General features: G+C 45.2%; 10 protein-coding genes and 1 tRNA gene. 2 read left to right on the top strand and 9 right to left on the bottom strand.

Annotated elements, in window-relative coordinates:
• Position 1: 1 nt before the first annotated feature.
• Together pgi and ACO0K1_RS11920 are read right to left on the bottom strand one after the other, a co-directional pair.
• Positions 2-1777: a glucose-6-phosphate isomerase gene (gene pgi, locus ACO0K1_RS11925; RefSeq protein WP_423025950.1), complete on the bottom strand. Its 1776-nt coding sequence runs from the start codon at positions 1775-1777 to the stop codon at positions 2-4.
• A gap of 204 nt (positions 1778-1981) precedes the next feature.
• Positions 1982-2854 (bottom strand): ADP-polyphosphate phosphotransferase, encoded by an 873-nt coding sequence (locus tag ACO0K1_RS11920; RefSeq protein WP_423025948.1) that lies wholly within the window; start codon positions 2852-2854, stop codon positions 1982-1984.
• Positions 2855-3190: 336 nt separating this feature from the next.
• Here ACO0K1_RS11920 and ACO0K1_RS11915 point away from each other — a divergent pair, with 336 nt between their 5' ends.
• Positions 3191-5425, top strand: a complete 2235-nt coding sequence (locus ACO0K1_RS11915; protein ID WP_423025946.1) for a penicillin acylase family protein — start codon at positions 3191-3193, stop codon at positions 5423-5425.
• Positions 5426-5538: 113 nt separating this feature from the next.
• Here the strand turns inward: ACO0K1_RS11915 and ACO0K1_RS11910 are convergent.
• The 5 genes from ACO0K1_RS11910 to ACO0K1_RS11890 all read right to left on the bottom strand — a co-directional run bounded on the left by ACO0K1_RS11910 (position 5539) and on the right by ACO0K1_RS11890 (position 10753).
• Positions 5539-5615 (bottom strand) — tRNA-Arg (locus ACO0K1_RS11910).
• A gap of 101 nt (positions 5616-5716) precedes the next feature.
• Positions 5717-7060: a phosphoglucosamine mutase gene (gene glmM, locus ACO0K1_RS11905; RefSeq protein ID WP_423025944.1), complete on the bottom strand. Its 1344-nt coding sequence runs from the start codon at positions 7058-7060 to the stop codon at positions 5717-5719.
• A gap of 30 nt (positions 7061-7090) precedes the next feature.
• On the bottom strand, positions 7091-7933 hold the full coding sequence (folP, locus tag ACO0K1_RS11900) for a dihydropteroate synthase (RefSeq protein WP_423025942.1): 843 nt from the start codon (positions 7931-7933) through the stop codon (positions 7091-7093).
• Positions 7934-8000: 67 nt separating this feature from the next.
• Positions 8001-9890 (bottom strand): ATP-dependent zinc metalloprotease FtsH, encoded by a 1890-nt coding sequence (ftsH, locus tag ACO0K1_RS11895; protein ID WP_423025940.1) that lies wholly within the window; start codon positions 9888-9890, stop codon positions 8001-8003.
• A gap of 218 nt (positions 9891-10108) precedes the next feature.
• On the bottom strand, positions 10109-10753 hold the full coding sequence (locus tag ACO0K1_RS11890) for an RlmE family RNA methyltransferase (protein ID WP_423025938.1): 645 nt from the start codon (positions 10751-10753) through the stop codon (positions 10109-10111).
• Positions 10754-10855: 102 nt separating this feature from the next.
• Between ACO0K1_RS11890 and ACO0K1_RS11885 the strand changes: the two genes are divergently transcribed.
• A complete protein-coding gene (locus ACO0K1_RS11885; RefSeq protein ID WP_423025936.1) occupies positions 10856-11329 on the top strand; it encodes a YhbY family RNA-binding protein in 474 nt (157 codons plus the stop codon).
• A 141-nt stretch (positions 11330-11470) separates the two neighbouring features.
• Here ACO0K1_RS11885 and greA read toward each other — a convergent pair whose 3' ends face one another.
• Both greA and carB read right to left on the bottom strand, forming a co-directional pair.
• A complete protein-coding gene (gene greA, locus ACO0K1_RS11880) occupies positions 11471-11947 on the bottom strand; it encodes a transcription elongation factor GreA (protein ID WP_423025934.1) in 477 nt (158 codons plus the stop codon).
• Between the two features lie 129 nt (positions 11948-12076).
• Entirely contained in the window at positions 12077-15295 is a 3219-nt protein-coding gene (gene carB, locus ACO0K1_RS11875) for a carbamoyl-phosphate synthase large subunit (protein WP_423025932.1), read from the bottom strand.
• Between the last annotated feature and the right edge of the window lie 3 nt (positions 15296-15298).

Genomic DNA, 15298 nt, shown 5'->3' with positions numbered 1-15298 from the left:
ACTAAACGTCTCTGCGATGACGATAATGCAGCATTAGTGCCTGTGTCGAACAATCATATTGTTCGATTTCATCCGGCCTAATCTGGTCTTTTTGTATCAAAAAAGATGCAATTTTCTTTGCCGCTTTTTTTCCTAGTTCGACACCCCATTGGTCAAAGGAATTTATATTCCAAATGGCCCCCTGGGTAAAAACACTATGCTCGTATAAGGCAATCAGTTGACCGAGGCTGGCCGGACTTAAGGTGTCCGCTAAAATCGTATTACTCATGCGATTTCCTGTACATACCTGTTGAATTGCCAACTCAGGCGCTATGCCTGATCGTACCAACTCATCCAAAGTACGGCCGAACGCAAGTGCTTCTGTTTGTGCAAAACAGTTCGCCATCAATATATCGTGTTGCGCCATCAATATATCGTGTTGCGCCATATGATCGTGTAATGGTTGACAAAAACCGATAAAGTCGGTGGCCACAACGGGTGTTCCCTGATGCAGCAATTGATAAAACGAATGCTGTCCGTTTGTTCCTGGTTGCCCCCAATAAATAGGACAAGTCGGGACTGTTATCATTTTCCCGTTCACATCAACATGCTTACCATTACTCTCCATCGTCAACTGTTGCAGATAGGCTGGAAAGCGCTGTAAATAGTGCGAATACGGCAAGACTGCCACACTAGATGCCATTAAAAAATTATTATTCCAGATGGCAATCAGCCCTAGTATCGCCGGCATATTCTCAAACAAAGGTGTATTTAAAAAGTGCTGATCCATATCATGCATACCGCACAATAAATCATGAAAATTTTCAGAACCGATAGCGATCATGGTGGATAATCCAACAGCAGAATCGATGGAATAGCGCCCGCCAACCCAATCCCATAAAATGAACATCGTCGAAATATCGATGCCAAATTCCGCAACCCCATGTTCATTTTCAGAAACAGCAATAAAGTGCTTCGTGATCATCTCATGGTGGTGCATTTTTTCCATACACCAAGTCCTGGCAAGATGCGCATTACTGAGTGTTTCAGGCGTGGTAAAACTCTTTGAGCACACAATAAATAAGCATTCGGCAGGATCAAGGTCGCGGACGGCTTCGATAAAATCACTGCTATCAATATTTGACACGAAGCGAAAGCATAGACCACGATCGCTATAAAAGCGCAATGCTTCAAAAGCCATAAGGGGTCCTAAATCAGAACCGCCAATCCCAATATTGATAATATTTTTGATCACCTGACCAGTACAACCAACCATGCGCCCTTCTCTGATTTTTTCAGACAGCAAGCGCATTTGCATTAGATTTTGCTGTATCTGAGGAAGCAGATTTATCTTATCCAGATAAATTGAATCGCCAATAGGTAAGCGCAATGCTGTATGTAACGCAGCGCGGTGCTCACTTTGATTAATTATTCCTCCGGCAAACATAGTGTGAATTTTTTCTTGAAGTCCACATTCTTGTGCCAACAAAATGAGTAAATCGATCGTCACCGTCGTCAGGCGATTTTTTGAATAATCCAAATACAATTGACCAGTTGCCAAAGACATTACTTGAGCACGATGAGGATCATCTCTAAGCAAGTAATTTAGTTGTAATTCGCCGTTGCGGTTCAGCTGTTCATAATGCTGCTGCAAAGCACCCCAAGCTGATTCGGGCGTAATACGTTCTTGGACGTTACTCATAATGAAGGGGATTTCTGCAGAGTTGATGAAATTGACGAGATCTTGAGACACCCCATCTTCGCTTGTTTTAAATTGAGAAATACCATTAATTTCCATTGGCTACTTTGGACAAAAATTTATACAAGTTAATGAAAAAATCATGCAATCGAGTGGCCAAATAAGACTAATAAATAGCTCATCTCCACCTGACTGCAACTTATTCATTTGAAGAGTGTCCGATCATCAAGAGCTAATTTCAGTGCGATAACTCACATAAGCCATTGTTTAGTCACGCCAGGAAGCTGGAGCTAATATCACCTTTTACTTCATTAATTTTTCGCGTATTAACCGCAACTCATGCTTTTGCTTCACTGATGGCTCGGGGTAGTGCATATTGAGCCGCTGAAAAGTATCAAGCACAATGCGCGACACAATCAACCTCGCATTTTCTTTGTCATCAGCGGGAACGATATACCATGGTGAATCAAGACTACTGGTAGCGCTCATGCATTCTTCAAACGCGCTCATATATGACTTCCAAAACTGACGTTCTTTAATATCGGCAAAACTTAGTTTCCAGTTTTTATCAGGAGAATCTATGCGCTCTAAAAATCGCTTACGTTGTTCTTCTTTAGACAGATGAAGGAAGAATTTAATAATACGCGTCCCATTCAGATGAAGATGGCGTTCAAGGTCAATGATGGAACGATATCGATTGAGCCAAATATTTTCTCCTTTGATTTTTTGATTGATTAAACCTTCACTGTCCAAAATCTCCGGATGAACCCTGACAATCAACACTTCTTCGTAATAGGACCGATTAAAAATTCCGATACGCCCTCGCTCTGGGAGATTACGTGTTGTTCGCCAAAGAAAATCATGCTGTAACTCAGCTAAGCTAGGGTGTTGGTAGCTAAAAACCTGACACCCCTGAGGATTTATCCCTGACATGACGTGTTTAATCACACCATCCTTCCCTGCCGCATCCATGGCCTGAAAGATCATCAGCACAGCGTATTGGTTTGAAGCATAGAGCAACTCTTGCTGTTCGCTGAGCTCTGTTACGTGCTGTTTAAGAATTTCTTGATATTCCAAACTATTTTCATAAACTGGCTGACTTAAGGTGGGTCTGGTTTTGAGATTAAGTTTTTCTTCGTAGCCAACACGAAACTCGTTGGAATTGATTTTTTTCATGATGACCGCAGAAACATTAAGGACGACAAAGTTTATTTGTTCATCACGATTTGCTCTGTACGCCAAACCTCTGAACTAACAATATAAGAGGTTGCAACACTTGTTTGAGCTTTGCAGTAGACAACTAGCATATTCGGAAGTCAACAATTGCGATATTTCAGGTACTGAATGACGTTTGATGCGAGCGACGTACACAACGTACAGTGATACCTTTCCTGTCGCTACCGCAATAAGTTTAAAATCGTCTATGCATCAATTTCACTTGCCTCTACCTGCAAACTCACTTTATGCTGCAAAACTCAGCCGCACATCACCAGCCTAATCAGGAGCCCCGCTATGTCGTTGCGCCAAAAAATTAGATACTTTCTCTTAGCGTGTTCGGGTAGCGCTTGCTTTTTGGTTGGTATGGCATTCGCGGGAGAGTCCAAACAACCCGAGGGATCAAAAACCTCTGAGCAAGCTCGTTGGCTGGCGAGCGCAAAGCACGTCACCATTCTGCGAGATAAGTGGGGTATTCCCCATGTATTTGGAAAGACCGATGCCGACGCGGTATTCGGTCTTTTATACGCGCAAGCCGAAGACGACTTTAATCGAATAGAGCTTAACTACATCATTGCAATGGGCCGACTGGCTGAGGTAGAAGGCGAAGCAGCAATATGGCGTGATCTGCGCATGAAACTGTATATTCAACCTGCGGCTATGCAAGTAAAATTTCAACAAAGTCCGCCCTGGCTAAAAAAACTGATGGTGTCATTTGCCGATGGATTGAACTATTACTTATATAAACATCCAGAGGTAAAACCTAAGCTAATTGCCCATTTTGAACCTTGGATGGCATTGACATTTAGTGAAGGCAGTATTGGCGGCGACATTGAAGAGATCAATCTCAACAACCTGGAAAAATTCTACGGATCTGGTTCCTCTAGTCTAATCGCACAAAATGATAACGGTTTCGATGCTGAACCACGAGGCTCAAATGGTTTTGCTATCGCACCCAAATTGACCTCAAATGGTCATGCTTTATTACTGATCAATCCACACACCTCATTCTATTTCCGTCCAGAGGTTCATATGGTCAGCCAACAAGGCTTAAATGCGTATGGTGCTGTCACTTGGGGACAATTTTTTGTTTATCAGGGTTTCAATCAACATCTGGGGTGGATGCATACCTCAGGCGGGGGTGATGTCATCGATGAATACCTTGAAACTATCACTGAAAAAAACGGCCAGTTTTTTTATCAATACGAGAATGAAGAACGTGCTGTGATAATGCGCCCTATTACTCTCCCCTATAAAACGGCGAGCGGCATGGCAAGTAAAACCATCAATGCCTACTTTACCCATCATGGCCCCATCATTCGTGCACAAGATGGCAAATGGATCAGCATCAGAATGATGGAAGAACCCTTAAAAGCCCTTATGCAATCGTACGGGCGTACTAAAACCAAAGATTACCAAGATTTTTATCGCATAATGCAATTGCGTACCAATTCGTCCAATAATACAGTCTATGCGGATGACAAGGGCAATATTGCCTATTTTCATGGCAATTTCATTCCAAAACGTGATCCGCGATTTGACTGGCGCAAACCGGTGGATGGCAGCATTGCTGCGACCGAATGGCGAGGCATGCATGAAGTAAAAGATACTATCCATTTACTCAATCCACAAAAAGGCTGGATACAAAATACGAATAATTGGCCATTTACCGTGTCCGGTGCCGTGGGTGCGCCAGATTCGAACAGTCCCCTTCAGCAAGACTACCCACACTATATGTGGACTTTGCCAGAGAACGCACGTGGAATTCATGCTTTACGCGTACTCGAAGGGGCTCAAAATCTCAGCATCGATCGTTTGATCGCCAAAGCCTACGATAGTTATTTGACAGCCTTTGAACCTTTGATACCGGCCTTACTTCAAGCGTATGCGATGAGCGAGGATAACAAGCTAAAAAGTGACTTGGCAGAACAAGTTGCCTGCTTACAATCGTGGGACTTACGCTTCGCAATAGATTCAGTTCCAACCTCTCTGGCGATTTATTGGGCGCAAGATATGGTCAAAAACTCTGCAGAAAAAGCACGCGCTGCGGACATTCCGGTGCTGAACTACATCAGGGATCAAATCAGTCCGCAAGAACGATTAGATTCTCTGCAGCGCGCGATTCAGAAGCTGAACGACGATTTTGGGAGTTGGAAAACACCATGGGGCAATATCAATCGTTTTCAACGCATCAGTGGCGACATTCAACAGCAATATGATGACAATAAAGCCAGCTATCCGGTCGCATTCACCTCGGCCAATTGGGGTTCTCTGGCCGCGTTCGGGATGTCCGCTCAACAAAAAACCAAACGTATTTATGGTGATCGCGGCAACAGTTTTGTTGCCGCAGTCGAGTTTGGGCCTCATTTGAAAGCCAAGAGCATACTTGCTGGTGGAAATAGCGGAAATCCACTCTCCAAACACTTTGACGATCAAGCAGAAATGTATAGCAAAGGCGAGTTTAAAGAAGTCTTATTTTATCCCGCAGATATTAAGAAAAATCTGGAGAAGGAATATCACCCTGGCGAGTAGAGAACATTTTTAAAACGCTCAGAAAAAAATTCATTGCCGATATAACGTATCAGTTATATACGTCTTAAAAACAAAATGCCCAGAACGAGCTTCTGGGCATTTTGTTTATTCTGTGGCCTGCCCAGCAGGAATCGAACCTGCGACCCCGAGCTTAGAAGGCTCGTGCTCTATCCAACTGAGCTATGGACAGTTATATTTCGCGCCCTGATAAGGCACGAAAACTGAAGGCTGAATACTACATGTTTACAGCCCTAGTTTCAAGAATTGTCTTACTTCAAAGGCTGTAAAGTGTTAAATTTTTTCTATACAAGCAACCAAACGTCTGGCGCAAGCACTGGCAAGTTCACCGTCGTCAGCCTCAACCATCACACGTACTAATGGCTCCGTTCCGGAGGCACGGATCAACACCCGACCACGGCCTTGAAGTTCTGCATCGACCTTTTCTTTTTCTTGCACTAATTGGGCGTTTTTTTGCCAATCAAATCCAGGAGCAACGCGCACATTCAACAACACTTGCGGGAATAAATTCAATTCACTAAAACAATTTTCCAGGGATTTTCCGCTTCGGCGCAAGGCAGATAAAACCTGCAAAGCTGACACTATACCGTCACCGGTCGAATGTTTATCCAGGCATAATAAATGTCCAGAGCCCTCCCCACCTAACGTCCAATCACGTTCACGCAATTGCTCCAAAACATAACGATCACCAACCTTGGCACGAGCAAATCCGACACCTAAATTTTTGAGGGCAATTTCCACGGCCATATTCGTCATCAAGGTACCGACCACACCTGGTACCGGGCCAATTGCAAGCCTGTCCATGACCATCAGGTACAAAAGTTGGTCACCGTTATAAATTTTTCCATGGCTATCAACCATAATCAAACGATCAGCATCACCGTCGAGGGCAATTCCTAAATCAGCATGATTCGCACGTACAGCAATTGCTAATGCATCGGGTGCTGTGGCACCTACCTCGTCATTAATATTGGTACCAGTGGGCATATTTCCGATCGCAATGACTTCAGCACCAAGCTCATGAAATACATGCGGCGCGATGTCATAGGCAGCACCATGGGCGCAATCGACAACAATTTTTAAACCGCGCAAATCTAATTCAGATGGAAATGTACTCTTACAAAATTCGATATACCGTCCATTTGCATCGCGTAGGCGCTGCGCTTTACCTAAGTGGTCTGAACTAACGCACTCCATCGGCAAATCTAATTGTGCTTCAATGGCCAATTCAACATCGTCAGGCAACTTATTACCTTGAGCAGAGAAAAATTTGATCCCATTGTCGTAATAAGGATTGTGAGAAGCAGAAATCACCACGCCAGCTGATAAACGTAACGCACGCGTCAAATAAGCGACTGCTGGAGTCGGCATCGGACCAGACAACATCACATCGACACCAGCGGCAGCAAAACCTGCTTCCAATGCTGCTTCTAACATGTATCCTGATATTCGTGTGTCTTTACCAATCAACACAGTTGGCCGTTTTACATCCGGCGTACCAGTTTGCGTGAGAACCTTACCGGCCGCGTAACCTAAGCGCATCACAAAATCCGGCGTGATAGGAGAAACACCAACTTTGCCGCGAATTCCATCTGTCCCAAAATATTTTCTTGTCATTTTCAATTCTCAATTTCCCATTCTTTAATATCAGGCAAGCGTTGCTTGCCAAACTTTTAAAGCATCAACGGTCTCAGCGACGTCATGAACACGAATAATTTTTGCACCCAAAGTGGCAGCCGATAATGCCGCCGCAAGACTACCTGCTAAGCGTCGTTCAGTAGGCCTTCCTGTGAGCTCACCAATCATCGTTTTTCTCGAAACACCAACCAGCACAGGCAGATCCAATTCCGTTTCTAATCTAGCGATGTCTTTAAATAAAGTAATATTATGCGCCAGAGATTTGCCAAAACCAAATCCTGGATCGATGCATAGGCTTTGGCGAGCGATACCAGTTGCCAGTAAAGCCTCTGCGCGCGCTCTCAAAAACGCTATCACTTCAGAACTAACATCGTCATAGCTTGGGCGTTGTTGCATATTTACTGGTTGATTTTGCATGTGCATCACACACAACGCGGCATCTGCACCTTTTACCGCAGCCACTGATTCCTCTGAACGAAAACCTTTAATATCATTAATCATATCGACGCCAGCCAACAATGCCTCGATCATCACTTCTGGCTTATACGTATCAATTGAAAGTGGCTTACCACAGTCACGCAATGCGAAAATGACCGGCATTACGCGTCGCAACTCTTCTTCAAGGGGGAGCACTACTGATCCAGGACGGCTTGATTCGCCTCCGATGTCAATGATATCAACACCATCTTCGATCATTTGCTCTGCACGGGTCAATGCACTATCAAGATCAAGGAAATGACCGCCATCTGAAAACGAATCAGGCGTGACATTCAGAATGCCCATCACTAAAGGCTTCGTGTTATTGCTACGGAAGGAGTAGCGGTAACGCCCGCATTGGAAATAATCTGTCATAAAAAATAAAAGGCGAGGAAAAATCCTCACCTTTTTTAAAAAAACTTAAACCGACAACATGCCCTGATCAGGCCGGTGCCGTTGCATTTGGTGAAACGCCACCAGAACTATTATCAGAGGCTGAACGGCCAGTAGATTGCCCGATTTTTGGTGGACGAGGAGAAATGCCGTTCATGATGTCATTCACTTGATCTGCATCAATCGTTTCCCAGTCCAGCAAAGCCTTGGTCATGACTTCTACCTTGTCTCGATTTTCTTCCAGCAATCGACGTGCAAGCGCGTATTGCGTATCAAGGATTGAACGAATTTCAGCATCAACCTTTTGTTGTGTCGCTTCAGATATCGTTTTTGAAGCCATGCCGAAATAACCTTCTTGCTGGTTGTCTTCGTACACCATAACACCCATGCTGTCAGACATACCGAAACGGGTAACCATCGAGCGCGCCAACTTCGTCGCACGGGAGAAATCATTGGAGGCCCCTGTCGACATCTGGCCAACAAAAATCTCTTCCGCAATACGACCGCCAAACAAAATCGAAATCTCTTCCAACATTTTGTCCTTGTAGCCGCTAATCTGATCGTGCTCAGGTAACTGCCACGTCAAGCCAAGGGCAAAACCACGTGGCATGATCGTAACTTTATGCACTGGATCTGCCTTAGGCATCAATTTTGCGATCACAGCATGACCCGATTCGTGATAAGCGGTATTACGACGCTCTTCTTCACGCATAACCATGGATTTACGCTCAGGACCCATGAAGATTTTGTCTTTCGCATCTTCAAAGTCCATCATTTCTACCAAGCGCTTATTGCGGCGTGCGGCAAACAATGCCGCTTCATTCACCAAGTTAGCTAAATCAGCACCTGAAAACCCTGGTGTACCACGCGCCAAAATATCGGCCTTAACATCTGAAGAAATAGGTACTTTACGCATATGCACATTCAGAATTTGTTCGCGACCACGAATATCTGGCAAACCTACGGAAACCTGACGATCGAAACGACCTGGGCGCAACAATGCTTTATCAAGAACGTCAGCACGGTTTGTCGCAGCAATAACGATCACGCCAGAATTGGCTTCAAAACCATCCATCTCAACCAGCATCTGGTTCAGTGTCTGTTCACGTTCGTCGTTACCACCGCCCATACCGGCGCCACGATGACGACCAACCGCATCAATCTCATCGATGAAGATAATACAAGGTGCGTGCTTTTTAGCGTTTTCGAACATATCACGAACACGCGAAGCACCAACGCCAACAAACATTTCGACGAAATCAGAACCGGAAATAGTAAAGAATGGGACTTTTGCTTCGCCCGCGATCGCACGTGCCAACAATGTTTTACCAGTACCAGGAGGGCCAACCATCAATACACCGCGTGGAATACGTCCACCGAGCTTTTGGAATTTAGTTGGATCGCGAAGGAAGTCAACAACTTCCGTCACTTCTTCTTTCGCTTCGTCGCAACCTGCGACATCAGCAAAAGTAACGTTGTTATTTGCATCATCAAGCATACGCGCTTTGGATTTACCAAATGAGAACGCGCCACCTTTGCCCCCGCCTTGCATCTGACGCATGAAGAAAATCCATACGCCGATCAACAGTAGCATCGGGAACCAAGAAATGAATACTTGCGACAAGAACGATTGCTCTTCAGCTGGTTTGCTGTCAAATTTAATACCGTTAGCGACGAGATCACCAACAAGCCCGCGATCAAAGATCGTGCCTTGAGACTTGATTTTTTTACCTTCAGTCGTCACAGCTGTGACTGTCCGGGTAGAATCATCAATCGTTACTTCTTTAATATGCTTTGACTTAACCTCATCCAGGAATTCAGAATAAGGCACGGAAGCCATTCCAGACGTACCTGCTTTTCCTTCAAACTGCTTAAAAAGCATAAAAAGCACCATGGCAACAACTACCCATATAGCCGCTTTTGAAAACATGTTATTCACGAGAACTCCTTGGGCGCAAGTTACGCCATTTGATACTGTAATCAGTCATTCTACCCCCAATAGGCAGAGCTTGCTAGCCAGCATATGCTGGCAACATTGAGGTTTATCAAGAGTAAAAAAAACGGAACATCATAAATCTGTGTATTTAAGACGAATCTAACGTCACTTTTCTCGACACACAGACCTTATTCATTCAACAACGAAAAAAAACGAACAAATTACTCCGGATTTTTTAAACCTTTGCCCAACAGAAAAATTTCTGAGGACTTATCTTTACTGGCTTTTGGTTTTTTATTCATTACTACTTTAAATTCATCTTTAAAGATATTAACAATATTATTATAACTTGGGCCATGGAAACATTTTACTAACAAAGAGCCTGTCGGTTTTAAATGCGCCTTGGCAAAATTTACCGCAAGTTCAATGATATATTCAACTCTGGCTGCATCGACCGTTGAGTTACCGGATAAGTTCGGTGCCATGTCAGACAATACCAGATCTAACTTGCGTCCTATCAAGCGAGATTCAAGTGCATCCAAGACTTCGTCCTCTCTGAAATCACCCTGAATAAATTGCACATCAGCAATTGGCTCCATAGGTAAAAGATCGAGAGCAAAGATTTCACCTACAATGCCACCACCCTCTTTGCCTGCCAATTTGTTTCTGACATACTGCGACCAACTACCTGGCGTTGCTCCTAAGTCAACAATTACCTGCCCAGGACGAATGAGCTTTTCTGCCTCATCGATCTCTTTTAGCTTGTAAACGGCGCGCGCGCGGTAACCTTCTTTTTGTGCAAGTTTCACATATGGATCATTTATATGATCGTGAACCCAATTTTGATTGAATTTATTCTTTGCCATTCGCGTAAAATACTGCTTTTAAAGGAAAACTGTGCATTGCCTGACTGATTGACGTCAGGGGATGTATTTATCGTGCAACTGTTTGCTGCACAAGGAAAAATTATGTTAAAACTCACTCCCGCCGAAAGAAGCGAACTCAGATCTGAAGCTCACGCCCTGAAACCTATCGTCCTGATCGGCGAAGCTGGACTCTCTCCGTCCGTGATCAAGGAAATTGACGCTGGCTTAAACGCCCACGGTTTAATTAAAGTCCGCGTTTTCGGTGATGACCGCGAAGCCCGTATCGCCATGTACGACACTATTTGCACGGAACTCAAAGCAGCGCCAGTACAGCACATCGGGAAACTCTTGGTTATTTATCGCCCTAAAGTAGAAGGCACCAAAGAAACCAAGCTTGTTAAAAAAGGTCGCGGCATGCGCGAAGTCACTATCGTCAAGCCTAGTCCAAGTGGCACGAAAAAGCCAACCGTTTCTAAGGTAATGGTCAAAGGCAACGAACGCGTCACTCAAGGTGGTAACATTAAACGTGCAAAACCACGTCAGTCCAGCGCAAAAAAATCAGCTTTGAGCAATTAATAGCGAGGTAGCGCCGCAGACTTGCAATTCATGTGAGATCTGGCCTGCACTGTAACACTACCCGGCCATCAGAATGGCCGGGATTTGAACTTTAATTCTATCGACGAAATAAAGTCAGCAACATTATCAAAATCAACAATCTCAGATGTAAAGCACATCCAGTACTTCGTACTCGCGTACACCGGCTGGCGCCTGCACACCAACCACGTCACCTGCGTACTTACCGATCAGAGCACGAGCGATCGGCGAAGTAATGGAAACTTTACTCAATTTGATATCAGCCTCGTCTTCACCGACGATTTGATAGCTGACCTTTTGCGAATTTTCCAAGTCTTCCAAATGGACTGTAGAACCAAACACCACCCGTCCCTCCGCATCCAATGTCGTAGGATCGATGATCTGCGCGGAACCTAACTTACCTTCCAGCTCTGCGATACGCCCCTCAATAAACGCCTGACGCTCTTTCGCTGCATCATATTCCGCATTTTCAGATAAATCACCTTGCGCGCGAGCTTCTGCAATCGCATTAATCACGTCTGGACGCTCTTTAGTTTTCAAATTGTGCAATTCTTTTTTTAACAATTCTGCACCGAATTTGGTGATAGGTACTGTACTCATTTCATTCACACTTATAAAAGTAAAAATACAGAGGTCACATCCAACACCAGCCTGACCGATGCCTTATGTGACCTCTGTATCAAAGATTCAACATCGACAAACTCACATTTGCCGACACTGTGTTTTTTATCAGTTTAAAGTCTTATGCAGACCTTGTAAATCATAAACATTCAATTCGCTTAAATGACGCATCCCTTCCACAGCCGCTTCAGCACCGGCAATCGTTGTGAAGGTCGTCGCACGAGCGATTAATGCGGAAGTACGAATAGCACGTGAATCGACGATGGCGTTGCGCTTTTCTTCTACCGTATTGATCACCAATGCGATTTCGTTGTTTTTGATCATATCAACGACGTGTGGACGACCTTCAACAACCTTGTTCACAATCGCCACTGGTACGCCAGCCGCCGCTATTGCTGCCGCCGTACCGCGTGTTGCCACGACGGAAAAGCCCAACTCAACCAGATTTTTCGCGACTTTCACTGCGCGTGGCTTGTCACTATTTTTGATACTGAGGAAGACTTTGCCGGAAGTTGGCAATTTAACCCCAGCACCCAATTGAGATTTAACGAAAGCTTCACCGAAGGTTTTACCCACACCCATGACTTCACCAGTTGATTTCATCTCAGGTCCGAGAATCGTATCAACGCCAGGGAACTTCACGAATGGGAACACCGCTTCTTTCACGCTGAAGTAAGGAGGCACAACTTCCGCTCCGATACCTTGTGAATCAAGCGATTGTCCAACCATACAACGAGCGGCAATTTTTGCTAGTTGCAAGCCAGTAGCTTTGGAAACGTAAGGAACTGTGCGTGATGCACGTGGATTCACTTCCAGCACGAACACGACATCCTTACCGTCTTGCTGCTGAATTGCGAACTGTACGTTCATCAAACCAACAACGTTCAAGCCTTTCGCCATCAACGCAGTCTGACGTTTCAGTTCAGCAATCGTTTCTTGCGACAAGGAATATGGTGGCAATGAGCACGCCGAGTCACCAGAGTGCACACCAGCTTGTTCGATATGTTCCATCACACCGCCGATGAAAGTACGCTCGCCATCGGACAAGCAATCAACGTCAACTTCAATTGCATCATTCAGGAAGCGATCCAACAATACAGGTGAGTCGTGAGAAACCTTGACCGCTTCGCGCATGTAACGCTCCAGATCACGCTGCTCATGAACGATTTCCATCGCACGGCCACCAAGCACATACGAAGGACGAACCACTAATGGGTAGCCAATTTCTTGTGCCAATACCAGGGCATCTGCTTCAGTACGTGCTGTACGATTTGGTGGTTGACGCAAACCTAAATCTTGCAACATTTTTTGGAAACGTTCGCGATCTTCAGCCGCATCAATCATGTCTGGCGATGTACCAACGATAGGCACGCCATTCGCCTCCAGATCCAGCGCCAATTTCAAAGGCGTCTGACCACCGTATTGAACGATCACGCCGACCGGTTTTTCTTTGTCGACGATTTCTAAAACGTCTTCTAGTGTCAATGGTTCAAAGTACAAACGATCCGAAGTGTCGTAGTCAGTCGAAACGGTTTCCGGATTGCAGTTAACCATAATGGTTTCGTAACCATCTTCGCGCATCGCAAATGCAGCGTGAACGCAGCAATAATCAAACTCAATACCCTGACCAATACGATTTGGACCACCGCCCAATACCATGATCTTTTTCTTATCAGTCGGCTGTGATTCACACTCTTCTTCGTATGTGGAATACATGTAGGCCGTGTTCGTCGCAAATTCACCAGCACACGTATCGACGCGTTTATACACTGGGCGAACGTTCAGGCTTCTGCGCAGATCGCGAATGACGGTGTCGGTAGTCCGCAATAATTTAGCCAGACGACGATCAGAGAAACCTTTTTGCTTGAGCTTGAGCATCAATTCTTTATCGACGCTTGATAGCTCTTGCTCATCTAACCAAAGTTCGATATCAACGATATCTTTGATCTGCACCAAGAACCATGGATCGATATGCGTTAATTGATGCACCTCTTCCAAAGTAAAGCCTTGTGCAAACGCATCACCAACATACCAAATACGATCCGGACCTGGTTCGCCCAATTCCTTTTCCAGTGTTTGGCGATCTTGGGTTTTTTCATTCATACCGTCAACGCCAACTTCCAGACCGCGCAGTGCTTTTTGAAACGATTCCTGGAAAGTGCGGCCAATCGCCATCACTTCGCCAACGGATTTCATTTGCGTCGTCAAGCGGTTATCTGCTTGCGGAAATTTCTCAAATGCAAAACGTGGAATCTTGGTCACAACGTAATCGATGGACGGTTCAAACGAAGCTGGCGTTGCGCCACCAGTAATTTCATTGCGCAATTCATCGAGTGTAAAGCCGACTGCCAATTTGGCAGCGATCTTCGCAATCGGAAAACCGGTCGCCTTGGACGCCAGCGCGGATGAACGTGATACGCGTGGATTCATCTCGATGACGATCATACGACCATCAGCAGGATTAACCGAGAACTGTACGTTAGAGCCGCCAGTATCTACACCAATCTCGCGCAATACCGCCAAGGAGGCGTTACGCATGATTTGGTATTCTTTGTCTGTCAGCGTCTGCGCTGGAGCAACGGTAATCGAGTCACCAGTATGCACACCCATTGGGTCTAAGTTTTCGATAGAGCAAACGATGATGCAGTTATCAGCTTTATCGCGAACTACTTCCATCTCGTATTCTTTCCAACCAATCAATGACTCTTCAATCAATAACTCGTTGGTTGGCGATGCTTCCAGACCGCGTTTGCAGATGGTTTCGAATTCCTCAGGATTGTAGGCAATACCACCACCAGTACCACCCATCGTAAATGAAGGGCGAATAATGACTGGGAAGCCCACATCCTTTTGCACAGTCCAGGCTTCATCCATGGAATGTGCAACGCCGGAACGCGCAGAACCGAGACCAATTTTGGTCATCGCATTTTTAAACTTCAGACGATCTTCTGCTTTATCGATGGCTTCTGGAGAAGCACCAATCAGCTCGCAATCGTATTTTGTCAACACCCCATTACGATGGAGATCAAGTGCGCAATTAAGCGCAGTCTGTCCACCCATTGTCGGCAGGATCGCATCTGGACGTTCCTTGTCGATAATACGCTCAACCACTTGCCAGGTAATTGGCTCGATGTAAGTCACATCAGCCATTTCTGGATCGGTCATGATGGTCGCTGGATTGCTATTGACCAGAATGACGCGATAACCCTCTTCGCGCAATGCCTTACAAGCTTGCGCACCCGAGTAGTCAAATTCACACGCTTGTCCGATGATGATAGGACCAGCGCCGATAATCAATATGCTTTTTATGTCGGTACGTTTTGGCATTTT

Origin of the sequence: Undibacterium sp. SXout20W, from assembly GCF_049340285.1 — a bacterium.
Taxonomy (GTDB): Bacteria; Pseudomonadota; Gammaproteobacteria; order Burkholderiales; family Burkholderiaceae_D; genus Undibacterium.
The sequence above is the reverse complement of the archived record's forward strand: the minus strand, read 5'-3'. Positions and strand labels throughout refer to the sequence as shown.

Bases quoted from the DNA above. Each gene is read 5' to 3' on its own strand.
- pgi (WP_423025950.1), bottom strand. From the start codon at position 1,777: ATGGAAATTAATGGTATTTCTCAATTTAAAACAAGCGAAGATGGGGTG.
- ACO0K1_RS11920 (WP_423025948.1), bottom strand. From the start codon at position 2,854: ATGAAAAAAATCAATTCCAACGAGTTTCGTGTTGGCTACGAAGAAAAA.
- ACO0K1_RS11915 (WP_423025946.1), top strand. From the start codon at position 3,191: ATGTCGTTGCGCCAAAAAATTAGATACTTTCTCTTAGCGTGTTCGGGT.
- glmM (WP_423025944.1), bottom strand. From the start codon at position 7,060: ATGACAAGAAAATATTTTGGGACAGATGGAATTCGCGGCAAAGTTGGT.
- folP (WP_423025942.1), bottom strand. From the start codon at position 7,933: ATGACAGATTATTTCCAATGCGGGCGTTACCGCTACTCCTTCCGTAGC.
- ACO0K1_RS11890 (WP_423025938.1), bottom strand. From the start codon at position 10,753: ATGGCAAAGAATAAATTCAATCAAAATTGGGTTCACGATCATATAAAT.
- ACO0K1_RS11885 (WP_423025936.1), top strand. From the start codon at position 10,856: ATGTTAAAACTCACTCCCGCCGAAAGAAGCGAACTCAGATCTGAAGCT.
- greA (WP_423025934.1), bottom strand. From the start codon at position 11,947: ATGAGTACAGTACCTATCACCAAATTCGGTGCAGAATTGTTAAAAAAA.
- carB (WP_423025932.1), bottom strand. From the start codon at position 15,295: ATGCCAAAACGTACCGACATAAAAAGCATATTGATTATCGGCGCTGGT.